The organism is Emticicia sp. TH156, from assembly GCF_002855535.1.
Taxonomy (GTDB): domain Bacteria; phylum Bacteroidota; class Bacteroidia; order Cytophagales; family Spirosomataceae; genus Emticicia; species Emticicia fluvialis.
Map to the genome: position 1 here is coordinate 257,959 of NZ_PKRS01000002.1, position 14,763 is coordinate 272,721.

General features: G+C 43.2%; 9 protein-coding genes. 7 read left to right on the forward strand and 2 right to left on the reverse strand.

Features of this window, described 5'->3' with window-relative positions; all coding sequences use genetic code 11:
• Positions 1 to 105: 105 nt before the first annotated feature.
• Positions 106 to 795 carry a LytTR family DNA-binding domain-containing protein gene (locus C0V77_RS05075; protein ID WP_101725250.1) on the reverse strand — a complete coding sequence of 230 codons (690 nt, stop codon included), beginning with the start codon at positions 793 to 795 and terminating at the stop codon, positions 106 to 108.
• Positions 792 to 3,632 carry a PAS domain S-box protein gene (locus tag C0V77_RS05080; protein ID WP_101725251.1) on the reverse strand — a complete coding sequence of 947 codons (2,841 nt, stop codon included), beginning with the start codon at positions 3,630 to 3,632 and terminating at the stop codon, positions 792 to 794. Before C0V77_RS05080 ends, C0V77_RS05075 begins: the two co-directional genes overlap by 4 nt.
• Before the next feature lie 607 nt (positions 3,633 to 4,239).
• Here C0V77_RS05080 and C0V77_RS05085 point away from each other — a divergent pair.
• From C0V77_RS05085 to C0V77_RS05115, 7 genes are all read left to right on the forward strand, one after another.
• Complete coding sequence (locus tag C0V77_RS05085) at positions 4,240 to 7,344, forward strand: SusC/RagA family TonB-linked outer membrane protein (RefSeq protein ID WP_229236199.1); 3,105 nt, start codon at positions 4,240 to 4,242, stop codon at positions 7,342 to 7,344.
• Positions 7,345 to 7,428: 84 nt separating this feature from the next.
• Positions 7,429 to 8,817, forward strand: coding sequence for a SusD/RagB family nutrient-binding outer membrane lipoprotein (locus C0V77_RS05090; RefSeq protein WP_158237884.1), 1,389 nt, complete (start codon positions 7,429 to 7,431; stop codon positions 8,815 to 8,817).
• Positions 8,818 to 8,845: 28 nt separating this feature from the next.
• Positions 8,846 to 9,322 (forward strand): hypothetical protein, encoded by a 477-nt coding sequence (locus C0V77_RS05095; protein WP_101725252.1) that lies wholly within the window; start codon positions 8,846 to 8,848, stop codon positions 9,320 to 9,322.
• Between the two features lie 281 nt (positions 9,323 to 9,603).
• On the forward strand, positions 9,604 to 9,963 hold the full coding sequence (locus C0V77_RS05100) for a cupin domain-containing protein (RefSeq protein WP_229236200.1): 360 nt from the start codon (positions 9,604 to 9,606) through the stop codon (positions 9,961 to 9,963).
• 10 nt (positions 9,964 to 9,973) lie between these two features.
• The gene (locus C0V77_RS05105) at positions 9,974 to 11,134 is read left to right on the forward strand and encodes a S9 family peptidase (RefSeq protein WP_101725253.1); all 1,161 of its coding nucleotides are present in this window, start codon (positions 9,974 to 9,976) and stop codon (positions 11,132 to 11,134) included.
• A gap of 5 nt (positions 11,135 to 11,139) precedes the next feature.
• Positions 11,140 to 12,345, forward strand: coding sequence for a DUF6786 family protein (locus C0V77_RS05110; protein ID WP_216824396.1), 1,206 nt, complete (start codon positions 11,140 to 11,142; stop codon positions 12,343 to 12,345).
• An 18-nt stretch (positions 12,346 to 12,363) separates the two neighbouring features.
• Positions 12,364 to 14,754 carry a glycosyl hydrolase family 95 catalytic domain-containing protein gene (locus C0V77_RS05115; protein WP_101725254.1) on the forward strand — a complete coding sequence of 797 codons (2,391 nt, stop codon included), beginning with the start codon at positions 12,364 to 12,366 and terminating at the stop codon, positions 14,752 to 14,754.
• The last annotated feature ends 9 nt before the right edge of the window (positions 14,755 to 14,763 follow it).

The window sequence follows — 14,763 nt, forward strand, 5'->3', positions numbered from 1 at the left end:
AAACGGTTTTAATACGTTATGAAAGTAAAATTAATACCATAGTTAATCTTTTTTATATTTCTTTTTAGCAACAAAAGTCAATCAAAAACCATACAGATAAATTTTCTAGAGCATATTTAACCTGTTCATGAGTTCAGGCTTATTGGCCCGGCTGATAGGAATAACCTTTTTGGCTATTACCAGGTTGTTTTCTTCAATGTCTACGATTTTATCGAGGTGAACTATATAAGAGCGGTGAACGCGCAAAAACTGTTCTCCCAGCTTTTCTTCCAGATACTTCATTGTGGTATGGATAATGTAGGAATTATCCTGCGTGAAAATCTTCACGTAATCGCCGATATTTTCGATATACAATATATCCGCATACGGAAGCCTTACGTATCTTCCATCTGTTTTTACGTAAATTTCCTGTCTTTGGGGCGAAACCGTTGTTTTTTTAGAATGTAGTTCCAGTGCCTTATCTACTGCCATTCTGAAGCGCGGCAGCATAATTGGTTTCTTAAGATAATCGGTTACCTGATACTGATAGGCATCAAAAGCATATTCAGTTTTGGTGGTTGTCATGATTATCTGTGGTATTGATGTGAGGTTCTCCAATAAATCGAACCCAGAAAGACCCGGCATCTCTACATCAAGCCAAATAAGATCCGTCTTTTCAGATGAGAGGTAAACCAGGGCATCTTCGGCATTTTCAAAAACTGCAGCCAGTTCAAGCGACTCATGTTGCTCACAAAGCCGCTGCAATGATTTACGCGCCATTACTTCATCTTCAACGATGATACATTTCAATTTCATGCTTGTAATTTGGCTAGTTCATTCCTTATAATAGGAAGGCTTTGATTAATATCTTCAAATATATTTTTCCATGTTTCCAGCAGTTCCTGCGTTTCGGATGGTTGCCTTATTCTGTCTTCAAAATCAAACATTCTTTTTTCCAGTTCTGTAAGGCCCACCATACCTAAAGTTGGTTTTAATTTATGCACTGCTTTGGCCAGGCTTTCTCTCTCGTTGGTTTGAATTAACCCAGCCAGAGAGTTAAAGTCTGGCACTACTTCGCTCAGAAAAGTGCGGAACATATCAGCGGCATAATCTTTATCGTCTCCGTATAGCTCATTTAAACAGGCTCGGTTCAGCTCAATGCCATCGGTGGCATTCTGCCGGGCAGCGTTATCATCTTCCTGGCCATTGAGATACTCCTGTATAGTACCCAGCAAATGATTAGGCGTAAAAGGTTTAGATATAAAACCATTCATACCAACTGCCATGGCTCTGTTCTTCTGGTCAATCATTGCTGAGGCAGTGAGAGCCAATATAGGGGTTTTTCTGTTTAAATTATTGGTATTTCTGATATTTATGGCGGCCTCATAGCCATCCATATTTGGCATCTGAATGTCCATTAAGATGATATCAAACTTCTCCTGGCTTGCCAACTCAACAGCTTTTTTGCCGTCTGCTGCAATAATATACGAAATACTCCATTTATCGAGCAGATTACTGATATACTTCTGATTCATGGCATTATCTTCTGCAATCAGTACTTTTCCGGCCTTTAATGCACTAGGAAATGGGGTTCCTTTGGTAACGCCTACCTCTGCAACTTTCCGGTAAGGCAGCACAAATGTAAATACAGAGCCGGCACCTTCCTGACTTTTAACTGATATATTACCACCCTGCAACTCTACCAATTGTTTGGTAATGGTAAGCCCAAGACCTGTACCTTTGTGCTTGTTTCCGTGCAGTGTAATCTGCTCAAATTTCTGAAAAACAAGGTCTAGCTTTTCTTCCGGAATACCAATGCCGGTGTCAGAAACCTTAAATTCAAGCCATACCCTTTCTCCATCTTCTTTTTTCACCTTTACCGAAACATCTATTGAGCCCTCAAGTGTAAACTTCTCTGCATTACCAATCAGGTTAAGTAATATCTGGTTAAGGAGCAGGTCGTCTCCGATATAATTTCCGGTTATGCGGGCATCAATCATTAAATCAAGATTGATAGGCCTGTTTCCCAGTTTTATTTTAAAAACCTGTTGGGTAGCACGCAGCAGACCTACAAGATCAAAAGGTTTTTTCTTTACTTCAATTTTGCCGTCTTCAATTTTTGCCATATCCAGCAGGTTCGAAATCAAACCGTATAAGAAGTCTGCCGTGGTTTTCAGCGCTTCCAGAAACTCCTTCTGTTGCTGGCTCGGCCGGGTGTCAAACAAAAGGTGCGTCATGCCAATAATGGCGTTCAGCGGTGTTCTTATCTCGTGGCTCATATTTGCCAGAAACTGCTTTTCTGCCTGCCTGGCTTCTTCGGCTACCTGTTTTGCCTTGGCGAGCTCCTGTTCAAGCAATTTCCGACCGGTAATATCATAATGCACACCAATTGAACCCACCAGATTACCGTTTTCATCCATAATAGGCGAGCCACTGATAATGGCCCAAAGGTCGCTCCCATCTTTTTTTAACATTTTCATTTCATAAGAGCTGCCTATTCCGTGTTTTCTCTTAGCCTGTTCATGGTTTAGCACATCTTCATAGCCTTTACCTATCAGTAAATCGGCAGCTATTTTGCCTACCAGTTCTTCTTCGGTATAGCCCACCATTTTACAGAAACTGCCATAGGCACGAATAATCCTTTGGTCGTTATCAACTTCCAACAAGCCCAAAGTCATGTTATCCATTATTTTCCTGTACTTCTCCTCACTTTTTCTGATGTTTTCGGCTGACAGGAATCTCTGGGTAATATCGGCATATTCCCAAAGACTGCCACGATAAGCGCCATCAAGAAAAATAGGTATGTAATCGCGTTCCAGTATTCTTCCGTCGGCGGTTGTGAGTTTTTCTTCAACCACCGTTTCTTTTTTGCCAAGCAGGCAGGCCATGTTTGAAAGAAACTGGTCGGTGTCATCAAAACACAATTTAACGCGTTCAAGCAAATCCAGGTAATTGGTACCAATCAGTTGCTCCGGGGCATCAGAGATTTTAAAAAAATCACAAAATTGCTGATTCACCAATATTACTTTTCTGTTTTCGTCTTCTACCAGAACGCCTTTCTGAAGATTAGAAATCAGGGCAGTCAGGCGCCGTTGGGTAGTCCGGAGTTCATCACTGCTGTTTTTTCTTTCAGTAATATTCCTGGCCACCGCCGATAACTCAACAATCCGGTTATTTTCTTTAAGCAAATGAACACTCTGGCCTATCCACACCACCTGGTTATCTTTGGTAAAAGCAGGAAACTCCACATAGGTGCTTTCCTTCTTTTCTTTCATCATGTTCAGATAAAAGCCTACCAGTTGTTCTCTGTATTCGGGTATTACCAGCTCAGTAAAGTGTTTTCCTATAATCTCTTCGGGTTCATAACCCAATGCTTCTCTAACTACCGGGTTTACAAACGTAAAAAAGCCTTCGGGTGTAATTTTATAAACAATATCTTTTAAAGACTCAATGAGTATCTGATACCTGTTCTCAATTTTCTGAACTGCCTCATTGCCTTCAACCCTTTGTCTTTCAAAATCAGCGTTAAAAGTGTAAAGCTTTTCATTCAGCTCGGCTAGCTGCTGTTTTTTTTCCTGTAGCAAAGCATCGGTTTCTAACCTGGCTTTTCGCTCCTGCTCAAGCTGTTGTTTGAGAAGTTCTAATTCCTCCATAATTGCTGCCTGATATAATCTGATAAACTGTAATAATAAATACACATGGCAAGCCTTTCAGGGCATACAATGCATATAGCCAAAGCTAAATATTTTAACGGATAGCAGTTTCTGGAAATAATATCTAGAGCAATAAAGAAAACATCAGTTTGAATTTCATTCAACTAACTCAAAAGCATTTCAATTCATTTTCAATAGCAACACTCAGATACAACATCCCATCAACTACATTTCATTGTTTCAGGAACGGCACAGGCTTGTAATTTGGCTTGAAAACCACAATAAACATGCCCATTTGTAAATTAAAAAAAATATTTGTCTTTATGGCATCAAAAAAAAATTAAAAATCTTTTAACTTTCCATTCTGGAACCACAACAGACACTAATTTTAATGTTTAAATACACAGCTTTTAAAAAACTTCTGACCATTCTCAAAAAGTTTAAAAGCACCTGTTTTGTAAAAATAATTTTCAAAACCTACTCATAAATAACCAGTTACAAGCCCAATATGACCTAAACATCCACCAGACACCTACTTTTATTGCTTCAATATTCTGTAGTTATTTCATACATTTACAATACAAAAACCAAATATATTTATATTATCATGAAAAAAAAGCTACTTGCTTGGAGTTTTTTACTCTGCCTTTTACTTTCCTTAAAAGTATCTGCACAGAATACCATAAAAGGGAAAGTAACTTCTGCCGATGACGGAGCCCCGATTCCGGGTGTAAACGTAACTGTAAAAGGAACCAGTATTGGTACTACCACCGATGGTAACGGTATGTATTCTATTGCTGCCAGAAGCGGCACCGAACTGGTTTTCAGCTTTGTGGGTATGGAAACCCAGACCGTGCTGGTCATTAACCAATCTACTATTAATGTGGTTTTAAGTGCCGGTAGCTCTACCCTTGGCGAAGTGGTAGTAACTGCTCTGGGGCAAACGCAAGAGAAACGCGCCATTGGTTATTCAATACAATCGCTTAAAGCCGAAGAGATAAAGAATTCAGGGAATCAGAACCTTGTGGGTGCATTACAGGGTAAAATTGCCGGAGCCGTTATAACCGGTTCAGGAGGCGCGCCAGGTGCGGGTATCAATATTATTCTCAGAGGTGTTACATCCCTGAGTGGAAATGCCGACAACCAGCCACTCTTTGTTGTGGATGGTATCATTATCTCTAACTCAACCAGCGCAGGTAACCCATTACCCAGTGCGGGTAGCAACTCACCGGGTGCAGGCGAACAATTTGCCAACACTAACCGGGCTGCCGACATTAACCCTGACGACGTTGAAAGTATATCTGTACTAAAAGGCCCTGCAGCTACGGCGCTGTATGGTTTGCGGGCTTCAAACGGGGCTATCATTATTACAACCAAAAGAGGCAAATCCGGTAAACTGAACATCTCGGTTTCGTCATCGGTAAGTGCCGATGTGCTGGGCAAATCACCCTCCATCCAAACTTCGTTCTTGCAAGGCCGTTTAGGCGAGTTTATTCCGCTTACTACTACGGGCAGAACCCCATACCAGTCGTTCGGGCCGGTATTTGACCCTCAAAACACTACCGACAGGATTTACGACAACTTCCGCGGTTTTTACAGAACGGGTATGACCAACAATAATAACATTACCCTTACCAAAGGTGGAGAGAAAGGCAATGTTTATGTATCGCTGGGCCGTAGTTACCAGTCTGGTATAGTACCTAATACTGATTTCGGCCGTACTTCTGCTAAAGTGGCAGGTTTATATAATATCACCAAAGATTTTTCTGTTTCGGCCTCTTTCAATTATATTAATTCTGGTGGTAAACGCCCACCTGCCGGCGATAAATCAATCTTCAGTGCTTTGGCTTACTGGCCTAACACTTATGATGTAAACGATTACCTGAATGCAGACGGAACCCAAAAAAATATTCTGCCGGGCTTTACCGACAACCCTCGATACCTGGTTGAAAGAAGCCCGCGCGTAGATAAGGTGAACCGCTACATTGCTGACGTAACCTTAAACTACAACATTACTGATTGGTTGTCTGCAAAATATCAGCTAACCTACGATACCTACCACGAAACCCGCAGCCGCCAGGTTGACAGTACTTTTGACGTCGGTATCCAGGTAAAAGGTTTTCTTGTGAACGAGTTTCTGAACTACCGCGAGCTCAACTCAAACTTTTACGTAACAGCTAAAAAAGATTTCGGAAATAACTGGAGCGGTTCATTGATGCTTGGCAACTCTTTAGTAAACAGCGAACGCCCGGACAGCTACTACATTCGAGGTGAGGGATGGAAGACGCCATTTACTAATGAAATAAGCAGCTACCGTAACCAGCAAACCCGATTTTACTCGCCTGCGCATTATAGAATAGCCAGTTTCTTTGGCGATGCCAAACTGAGTTATAAAGACCTTTTATATTTGAATATTACAGGCAGAAACGACATTGTTTCAACGCTGCCTCAGGCCAATAACTCTTTCTTCTATCCGTCGTTTAACCTTGGGTATATATTTACCGAGCACCTGCCGGCCAATAATGTTTTGTCTTATGGTAAGTTACGTGCCTCATGGGCACAGGTAGGTAAAGGTACCGACCCTTACGTATCTGGCAGTTATTATGAAATAACCGATAATTTTCCGTTTGGTAACACCGTGCCGGGTTACTTCAGAAGAACTACTACTGCCGACCCTAACCTGAAACCGGAGCGTACCACCTCAATTGAAATTGGTACCGAACTGCGCTTCTTCAAAAACCGTTTCATGCTCGACGCCACCTACTTTACTATGGATAGCCGCGACCAGATAGTGCGCGCCCCTGTGTCTAACGTGTCGGGTTATTCATTCTATTATACCAATATCGGTCTGATACGCAACAAAGGTGTGGAGTTGCTGGCTACTGCAAAAATTATCCAGAGCAAGGATTTCTCATGGGATGCCTCATTGAACTGGTCGAAGATGTCGGGTAAAGTAATTGAAATGCCAGCAGAATTAAAAGAAATAGCTTATTATGACAACGTAGTTGGAAGTTTAAGAATCAGAGAAGGCAGTAAAATTGGCGATTTGTGGGGGTATGATTATCAGAGAGCGCCAGACGGCCAGTTGCTGATAAATGCCTCTACGGGTTTCCCGGTAACAAGCACCACACTAACCCAATATGGAAATGCACTGCCCGACTGGATTGGTGGTTTGACCAATACCTTTAATTATAAAGGTTTAAGTCTGTCTGCACTATTAGAGTGGCGCCACGGTGGCGATGCCATAGATTTGGGCGAAAGAAACGCACTACGTAGTGGGTCAATCAAACTCACCGAAAGACGCTACGAAAAAGTGGTTTTCAATGGTGTGGTTGAGCAAAAAGGGTCTGATGGTAAATCTACCTACACTCCAAACACAAAAGAGGTATATTTAGATGACTTACTGTACAATCCATCAACTTCTACACGATTTAATGCCTGGTCGAAACTGAATATTCAGGATGCGTCGTGGATTCGCCTTCGTACAGTTAGCCTAAACTACGCACTACCGCAAAGCCTAATTGGCAAAACCGTATTTAAAAACGGTGTAAGATTCAGCTTTACAGGTACCAACCTGTTCCTGAACACGCCTTTCCGCGGATATGACCCGGAAGCGCTCTCTTTTGGTTCTGGCACCAATATTATTGGCTTTGTGGGTCGAAACAACCCGGCAACCAAAAGCTTTATGTTTGGAGTGTCGGCTAATTTCTAACATTGTACAGATTTGAAAAACATTATTACCATTATTGCAATGAAAAAAGCACATTATATATATTCCCTTTTAGCGGCTGGGTTTATGACAATCCTCTCGGGTTGTCAGAGCTTCCTCGATGTGAATGTCGACCCAACCCTGAAATCAGATGCAACCGTACAGGAGCTCCTGTCTACCGCACAATTATACACCAGCGAGGCCAGTTACCAACAGGCTTACGTAGCCGCGCAATATGCACAACAACTGGGCAGTAACCTGGGTACTAATGGTACAGATGCCTATTATGAGGCAGAAAATGCCTCAGGGTGGTCAAACCTTTATTTGTATGTTATACCTCAACTGAATCTGATAATCAAAAAAGGTCAGGAGCAAAACAGCCCTGCCTATGTGGGAATAGCTAAAACTTTGTTAGCTTATAACCTGGGTTTAGCCACCAGCAACTGGGAAAACATACCATACACACAGGCAGACCAGAAAAATTTCAGCCCGGCCTACGATACCCAGCAGAGTGTATATGCCTCTATTCAAAAATTACTTGATGAAGCCATTACAGAGCTGGTTAAAGATGCGGGTACCAAACCGGGCAATGATGACATGATTTATAAAGGAGATATGGGAAAATGGAGCCGCCTGGCCTATTCATTAAAAGCCCGCTATGCCATGCATCAGTCGTCTATTAATCCGCAAACTGCCTCACAGACCGCTTTGGCTGCCTTGCAGAACGCCATGACCAGCAATGCCGATGATTTTCAGTTACAGTACAACTCAAAAAACCTGAGCCCCTGGTATAGCCGTGTGGCACTGGCCAACAGCACCGGTAACTTATCTGTTACTTACGGCAGCACTTTTGTAAACCTGATGAATGGCACGGTTCAGGGCATTGTAGACCCCCGCCTGCCCATAGTTGTTACCCGCAAAAACGGACAAACTACTTACGCTGGTGTGGCACCGGGTTCAGGTGCCGGCTCAACCGTTGACTTTAACATTACTGCCTGGCATTCTAATATCAATTCGCCAATTGTGATGATGACTTACGCCGAAGTAAAAGCCATTGAAGCCGAAGCAAGGTTTTTGGCTAATGGAGGCAGCATTAGCTCATCCGGCACAACAACCGATGCCTATAATGCTTACCTGGCCATTGCCCGCGCCAATATGCAGAAACTGGGCGTAAGCAGCACCAATATAGATACTTACCTGAGCGCCTCTGTGGTAAATGTAGGCGCTGCCAACCTGACTTTAACACACATTATACGTGAGAAATATAAGGCGATGTTTTTGATTGGTGATATCTGGACAGACGTCAGAAAATACAATTATCTTGATTTCCCGATGCCTCTGAACCTTAATCCGGATCTGAACGGACAACGCATTCAACGCATGAAGTACCCTTCATCAGAGCTGACAAGAAATGCAAAAAACGCAGAGGCTAATCTGAAACAACCGGGTGTAAAAATGTGGTTATTCAACAAGTAAGGTATCTAAATTAAAAATTGAAAGAGATATGAAAAACATAAAAGTATTAGTTTTCACGATGCTGGCAGCCACTGCAGTTTTTATGACCGGTTGTTATGAAGAGCCAGACTTAATAGGTGACATAACCACCAGCAAGGGTAAAGTAGCGCAGATTTCTGTTGTGTGGCTGGGTACTACCCGCACAACAACTGCCAATACGTCGGTAGTTGCTAACCAGACAACCACACCGGGTGCCAATACAAATTTCAATATTGAGTACACCACGCAGGTTCCGGTTAAGGAGTTCAGGGTATATTGGGCTGCCACGGCAACAGGTACACAAACTTTGCTCACTACTATTCCTGCCGGTTCGCAAAAGTATGACGCCACACTTCGCAGCTATGTGCTGGCTATACCTATTACGGCGCAGACAACTGCAAAAACGTCAAGGGTTTTCTTTGCCGAAATAGTAACCGATAACGGTCTGCTGTCTGCACAGAAATCGGCTACTCTGACAACCAATTAAACCACAATTGATTGTAAATCATACTAGCGGTAAAATCCCATTGGCGTAAAAACCAGTGGGATTTTCGTTTAATCAGGATAACCATGCCCATGTGCTGATTTCGACGATAAATCTTAGATATTTACAATTCCACTAACACCTAAGTACAATTTTGGCAACGTTCCCGATAACGTTTGCATAAAAATATAGCCTGACTGGAAATATTTTCTTTAAAAATAATAGGTACTTTTACCTTCGCATAAAAGTATGATATATTTACGTTTATCTGTTAAACTCAAACCGTGACCTCTCTCGTGAATGCAGCCTTTGAAAAAACGCTGGTAGAAGACAACGACCTACCCTGGGAAATTGTTGATGCCAAAATCAGACGCAAAATCATGTCTTATTCAAAAGACCTTATGCTCGTAAAGGTAGCTTTTGAAAAAGGAGGCGTTGGCGCCACGCACAAGCACCCACACCTGCAAATGAGCTACATTGCCGGTGGCGTTTTTGAAATAACTATTAATGGCGAAAGTAAAATCCTGAAAGAAGGCGATGTCTACTTCGTTCCATCAGAGGTTTTGCATGGCGCCATTTGTCTGGAAGACGGTGTACTGGTAGATGTATTTAACCCAATGCGTGAAGATTTTATTCATACTTAATCGCTAAATCATGAAATCGTCATTTCTTGTTTTAAGTTTTATTCTGGCGGGTAATGTGGCGCTAGCACAGTACAACCCCGAAAAGCCCGACCTCAGGCAAGGCCGTTTTTATACTGAAGAGCAGGCAGCAAAAGTACACCAAGACCTTGCCCAAAACTACAGCGACAAAAAAAGCTGGGAAAAACGCGCCGCGCTTATCAGGCAAGGCATTCTTGAGGGTTCAGAGTTCAATCTGCTCAAGGTTCCCAAAGCATCTAATGTTACTATACACAGCAAAAAAGAGTTTAACGGCTACAGTGTAGAAAACGTATCTTTCCAGAGCCTTAACGGTATTTATGTTACCGGCAACCTGTACCGGCCAATACAGACAGGCAAAAAAATGGCAGGCGTCCTTTGTCCGCATGGCCATGGGCAAGACCCACGTCTGAAAGAATATACCCAGCAGCGTTGCGCCACACTGGCACGCATGGGGGCAGTGGTTTTTGCTTATGACATGATAGGCATGGGCGATATGAAACAGTGCGACCATAAAATACCAAAGGCCGTAAAACTGCAATTGGCAAACAGCACAGCCGCCCTCAATTTTTTATTGAGCCAGCCAGACATTGATAAAGAACGCATCGGCATGACGGGTGAGTCTGGCGGTGGCACCCAGACTTTTTTACTGGCAGCCATTGATAACCGCATTAAGGTATCTGTTCCGGTAGTAATGGTATCTGCGTATTTTTTTGGTGGCTGTATCTGCGAAAGCGGCATGCCCATTCACAAACGCCCCACGCATGAAACAACCAATGTTGAAATAGCTGCACTGGCTGCGCCAAGACCTATGCTGTTGGTATCAGACGGTGGCGACTGGACCAAAAACACCCCTAATTTAGAATACCCCTATATTAAGCGCATTTATTCATTTTATGGGGCTGAAGACAAACTGGAGAACGTGCATCTGCCCGATGAAAAGCATGATTACGGCATTTCTAAAAGATTGGCAGCTTATGAGTTTCTGGCCAGACATCTGAAACTGGAAATCAACAAGGTAAAAGTTAACGGAAAAATAGATGAAAGCATCAATGCTGTGCTTTCACCAGCCCAATTGCAGGTTTTTGATGCCGGCCATCCACTACCTGCTGATGCCCTAAAAGGAGACGACGCCGTAACGAAACTATTAAACTAAACCCTATGAAAAAGGCCATTATTTATACGCTGGCTTTTTACTGCATGGCTTGTAACACGGCACATGAGGGAAACCATACACAAACCACTATGAAACTGGAGGACACATTTGGATTCGACTACGAATTTTTAAAGAAACACAAAGAAGTAGTATTACTGGAGCAAGACAGCATGAAAGTTGCCATTGTAGGCGATTATCAGGCAAGAGTAATGACCAGCACCGCCCACGGAAACGGCGGTTTCAGCTATGGCTGGATCAACCATGAGGCCATTGCGTCGGGCAAATACACACCGCACATGAATGCCTTTGGCGGAGAAGAACGCTTCTGGTTTGGCCCTGAGGGCGGGCAGTATTCTGTTTTCTTTAAGCAAGGCAGCACATTTGACTTTGAAAACTGGCAAACCCCGGCAGAAATAGACACGGTTTCTTATGATTTGGTTGAGAAGCAAGCCAACAGAGCAGTTTTCACAAAGGATATGACGTTAGAAAACTACTCAGGCACGCAATTTAGGGTAAAGCTGAATCGTGAAATCAGTTTACTGAACAAATCTGATGCCGAGAAATTATTAGGTGTTGCACTTAAAGACATTGCCTGGGTGGGGTATCAAACCACCAATGCCCTGACCAATACCGGAGCTGAAGACTGGGATAAATCGAAAGGGGTACTTTCTATCTGGCTTCTGGGTATGATGAAAGCCTCACCACAAAACACCATCATTATCCCTTATCAATCAGGCAAAGCAGAATTGATTAACGACAGCTACTTTGGTAAAATTCCCGCCGGAAGACTGGTAAAAAAAGAAGACATTCTGTTCTTCAAGGCTGATGCGCAGGCCCGTGGTAAAATAGGTGTACCTCCGCAGGCCTTAAAGCCGGTTGCCGGAAGCTACGATACCGAAAACAAAATACTGACTATTGTGCAGTTTGATTACAATGGCGAAACCGACTACGTGAACTCGATGTGGGAAATTCAGAAAAACCCATACAGCGGCGATGCCATTAATGCCTATAATGACGGTAAAAATGATACGGGGAGTCAGATGGGGCAATTTTATGAATTAGAGACCTCGTCGCCTGCCATTGCGCTTAAACGCAATGAAACATTAACCCATGTACAACGTACTTTTCATTTTGAAGGGGCCGAGAACGCCCTGGATGCTATCAGCAAGAAGCTGTTAGGCATACATTTATCTGAAGTACCAAAACTTTGAATCTATAATTATCCACTCATGAAAAAAACCAAATTATTACTTCTGCTTTTTACTATCTCGCTTGCCAGTTACGCACAACCAGATAAAACGCTCTGGTATAAAAAGCCGGCGCAATACTTTGAAGAAAGCCTGGTGCTGGGTAATGGCAAATTAGGCGCCACTGTTTTTGGTGGCGTTCAATCAGACAAAATCTATCTGAACGATGCCACATTGTGGTCTGGTGAGCCTGTAAACCCTAATATGAATCCGGAGGCTTACAAGCATATTCCGGCTATAAGAGAGGCTCTTCAAAAAGAAGACTATAAACTAGCCGACCAGTTGTATCGCAAAATTCAGGGGAAATACTCCGAGTCATTTGCGCCGTTGGGCACGCTTTATATCAACTTTGCCAATGAAGATAAAGCGCAGAACTACTATCGCGAACTGAATATAGGCGAGGCGGTTTCAAAAACTACTTATGAAATTGATGGTGTAAAATACACCCGTGAATACTTCGTCTCTCACCCCGACCAGATTATGGTCATTAAACTGACCAGCAGCAAGGCCGGGGCATTGAGCTTTGATGTAAAGTTTAACAGCCTGCTTAAAAACAAGGTTTCGGGTAATGGCAATCTGTTATCGGTAAATGGATATGCCCCTGTAAAGGCTTTGCCTAACTATGTCAATTCGCCGAATGCAGTTGTATTTGATGAATCTAAAGGCACCAGATTTACAACCCTTGCTAAAATCAAAAATACAGGTGGCCGTGTATTGGCCACCGACAGCACTATCGGCATTAAGAATGGAACAGAGGCTTTGATCTTTGTATCTATAGCCACCAGTTTTAATGGTTTCGATAAAAACCCTGCCACCGAAGGGCTGGATAATAAAGCCATAGCAACGGCTAATCTGAACAAAGCATTTGCCAAGACTTATGCCCAACTAAAACAGGCGCATATAAAAGATTATCAAACGTTTTTCAACAGAGTAAGTCTGAATCTGGGTGCCACGCAGGCACCTGTTCTTCCAACCGACGAAAGACTGAGACGTTACGCCGAAGGTAAAGAAGATAAAGTGCTGGAAGTACTGTATTTTCAATATGGCCGATACCTGCTTATCAGCAGCTCGCGTACCAATGGTGTTCCTGCCAACCTGCAAGGTATCTGGAATCCCTATATGAGACCCCCCTGGAGCAGTAACTACACGACCAATATCAATGCCGAAGAAAACTACTGGCTGGCAGAAAACACCAACCTTTCAGAAATGCACAAGCCCTTACTCGGGTTTATCAGAAACGCTTCAGAAACCGGAAAAATTACGGCCAGAACTTTTTATGGTGTGAATGGCTGGACAGTAGCGCACAACTCCGATATCTGGGCTATGAGTAACCCCGTCGGTGATTTTGGTAATGGCGACCCCGTATGGGCTAACTGGACAATGGGTGGTACCTGGCTGAGTACTCATCTTTGGGAACACTACATTTTCACGAAAGACATCAGTTTCCTGAAAAACGAGGCCTACGGCATTATGCGTGGCGCAGCGCAGTTTTGTCTGGAATGGCTGGTGCCGGATAAAAACGGGAATCTGGTTACCTCACCGTCTACATCACCCGAAAACAAATATATCACATCAACTGGTTATCATGGCGCTACCCTTTATGGCGCCACAGCCGACCTGGCTATGATTCGCGAGTGCTTTGAGCAAACCATCAAGGCATCCAAAATATTGAACACCGATACCGAGTTCAGAACCACGCTGGAACAGGCACTGGCCAAACTATACCCTTACCAGATTGGTAAAAAAGGTAATCTGCAGGAATGGTATTATGATTGGGAAGACGAAGACCCTAAGCACCGCCATCAGTCGCATCTTTTTGGCTTGTTCCCGGGTAATCATATCACACCTGAAAAAACACCTTCTCTGGCTGAGGCCTGTCGTAAAACGCTGGAAATAAAAGGCGATGAAACAACGGGTTGGTCAAAAGGCTGGAGAATAAACCTTTGGGCAAGACTATGGGACGGCAACCACGCCTACAAAATGTATCGTGAGTTATTGCAATATGTAGAACCCGACGGTGTAAAGACCAAATATGCACGTGGTGGCGGTACTTACCCTAATCTGTTTGACGCCCACCCGCCATTCCAGATTGATGGCAACTTTGGCGGAGCAGCGGCCGTAGCAGAAATGCTGGTGCAGTCTGATGAAAACCTGATTCGCTTACTACCAGCCCTGCCAGACGATTGGAGCAATGGTTCAGTTAAGGGTTTATGCGCCAGAGGTGGTTTTGAAATAACCATGACCTGGGCAAATAAAACAGTGAAGTCTGTCACGGTTTATTCTAAAAGAGGCGGGCAAACCACTCTGGTAAGTGGTAGCAAATCTAAAAAAATCAACCTGAAAGTAGGACAAAAACTGAATGTGGTGTTGTAATATTTATCC

Coding starts and splice junctions, on each gene's coding strand:
- C0V77_RS05075 (WP_101725250.1), bottom strand. CDS start 795: ATGAAATTGAAATGTATCATCGTTGAAGATGAAGTAATGGCGCGTAAA.
- C0V77_RS05080 (WP_101725251.1), bottom strand. CDS start 3,632: ATGGAGGAATTAGAACTTCTCAAACAACAGCTTGAGCAGGAGCGAAAA.
- C0V77_RS05085 (WP_229236199.1), top strand. CDS start 4,240: ATGAAAAAAAAGCTACTTGCTTGGAGTTTTTTACTCTGCCTTTTACTT.
- C0V77_RS05090 (WP_158237884.1), top strand. CDS start 7,429: ATGACAATCCTCTCGGGTTGTCAGAGCTTCCTCGATGTGAATGTCGAC.
- C0V77_RS05095 (WP_101725252.1), top strand. CDS start 8,846: ATGAAAAACATAAAAGTATTAGTTTTCACGATGCTGGCAGCCACTGCA.
- C0V77_RS05105 (WP_101725253.1), top strand. CDS start 9,974: ATGAAATCGTCATTTCTTGTTTTAAGTTTTATTCTGGCGGGTAATGTG.
- C0V77_RS05110 (WP_216824396.1), top strand. CDS start 11,140: ATGAAAAAGGCCATTATTTATACGCTGGCTTTTTACTGCATGGCTTGT.
- C0V77_RS05115 (WP_101725254.1), top strand. CDS start 12,364: ATGAAAAAAACCAAATTATTACTTCTGCTTTTTACTATCTCGCTTGCC.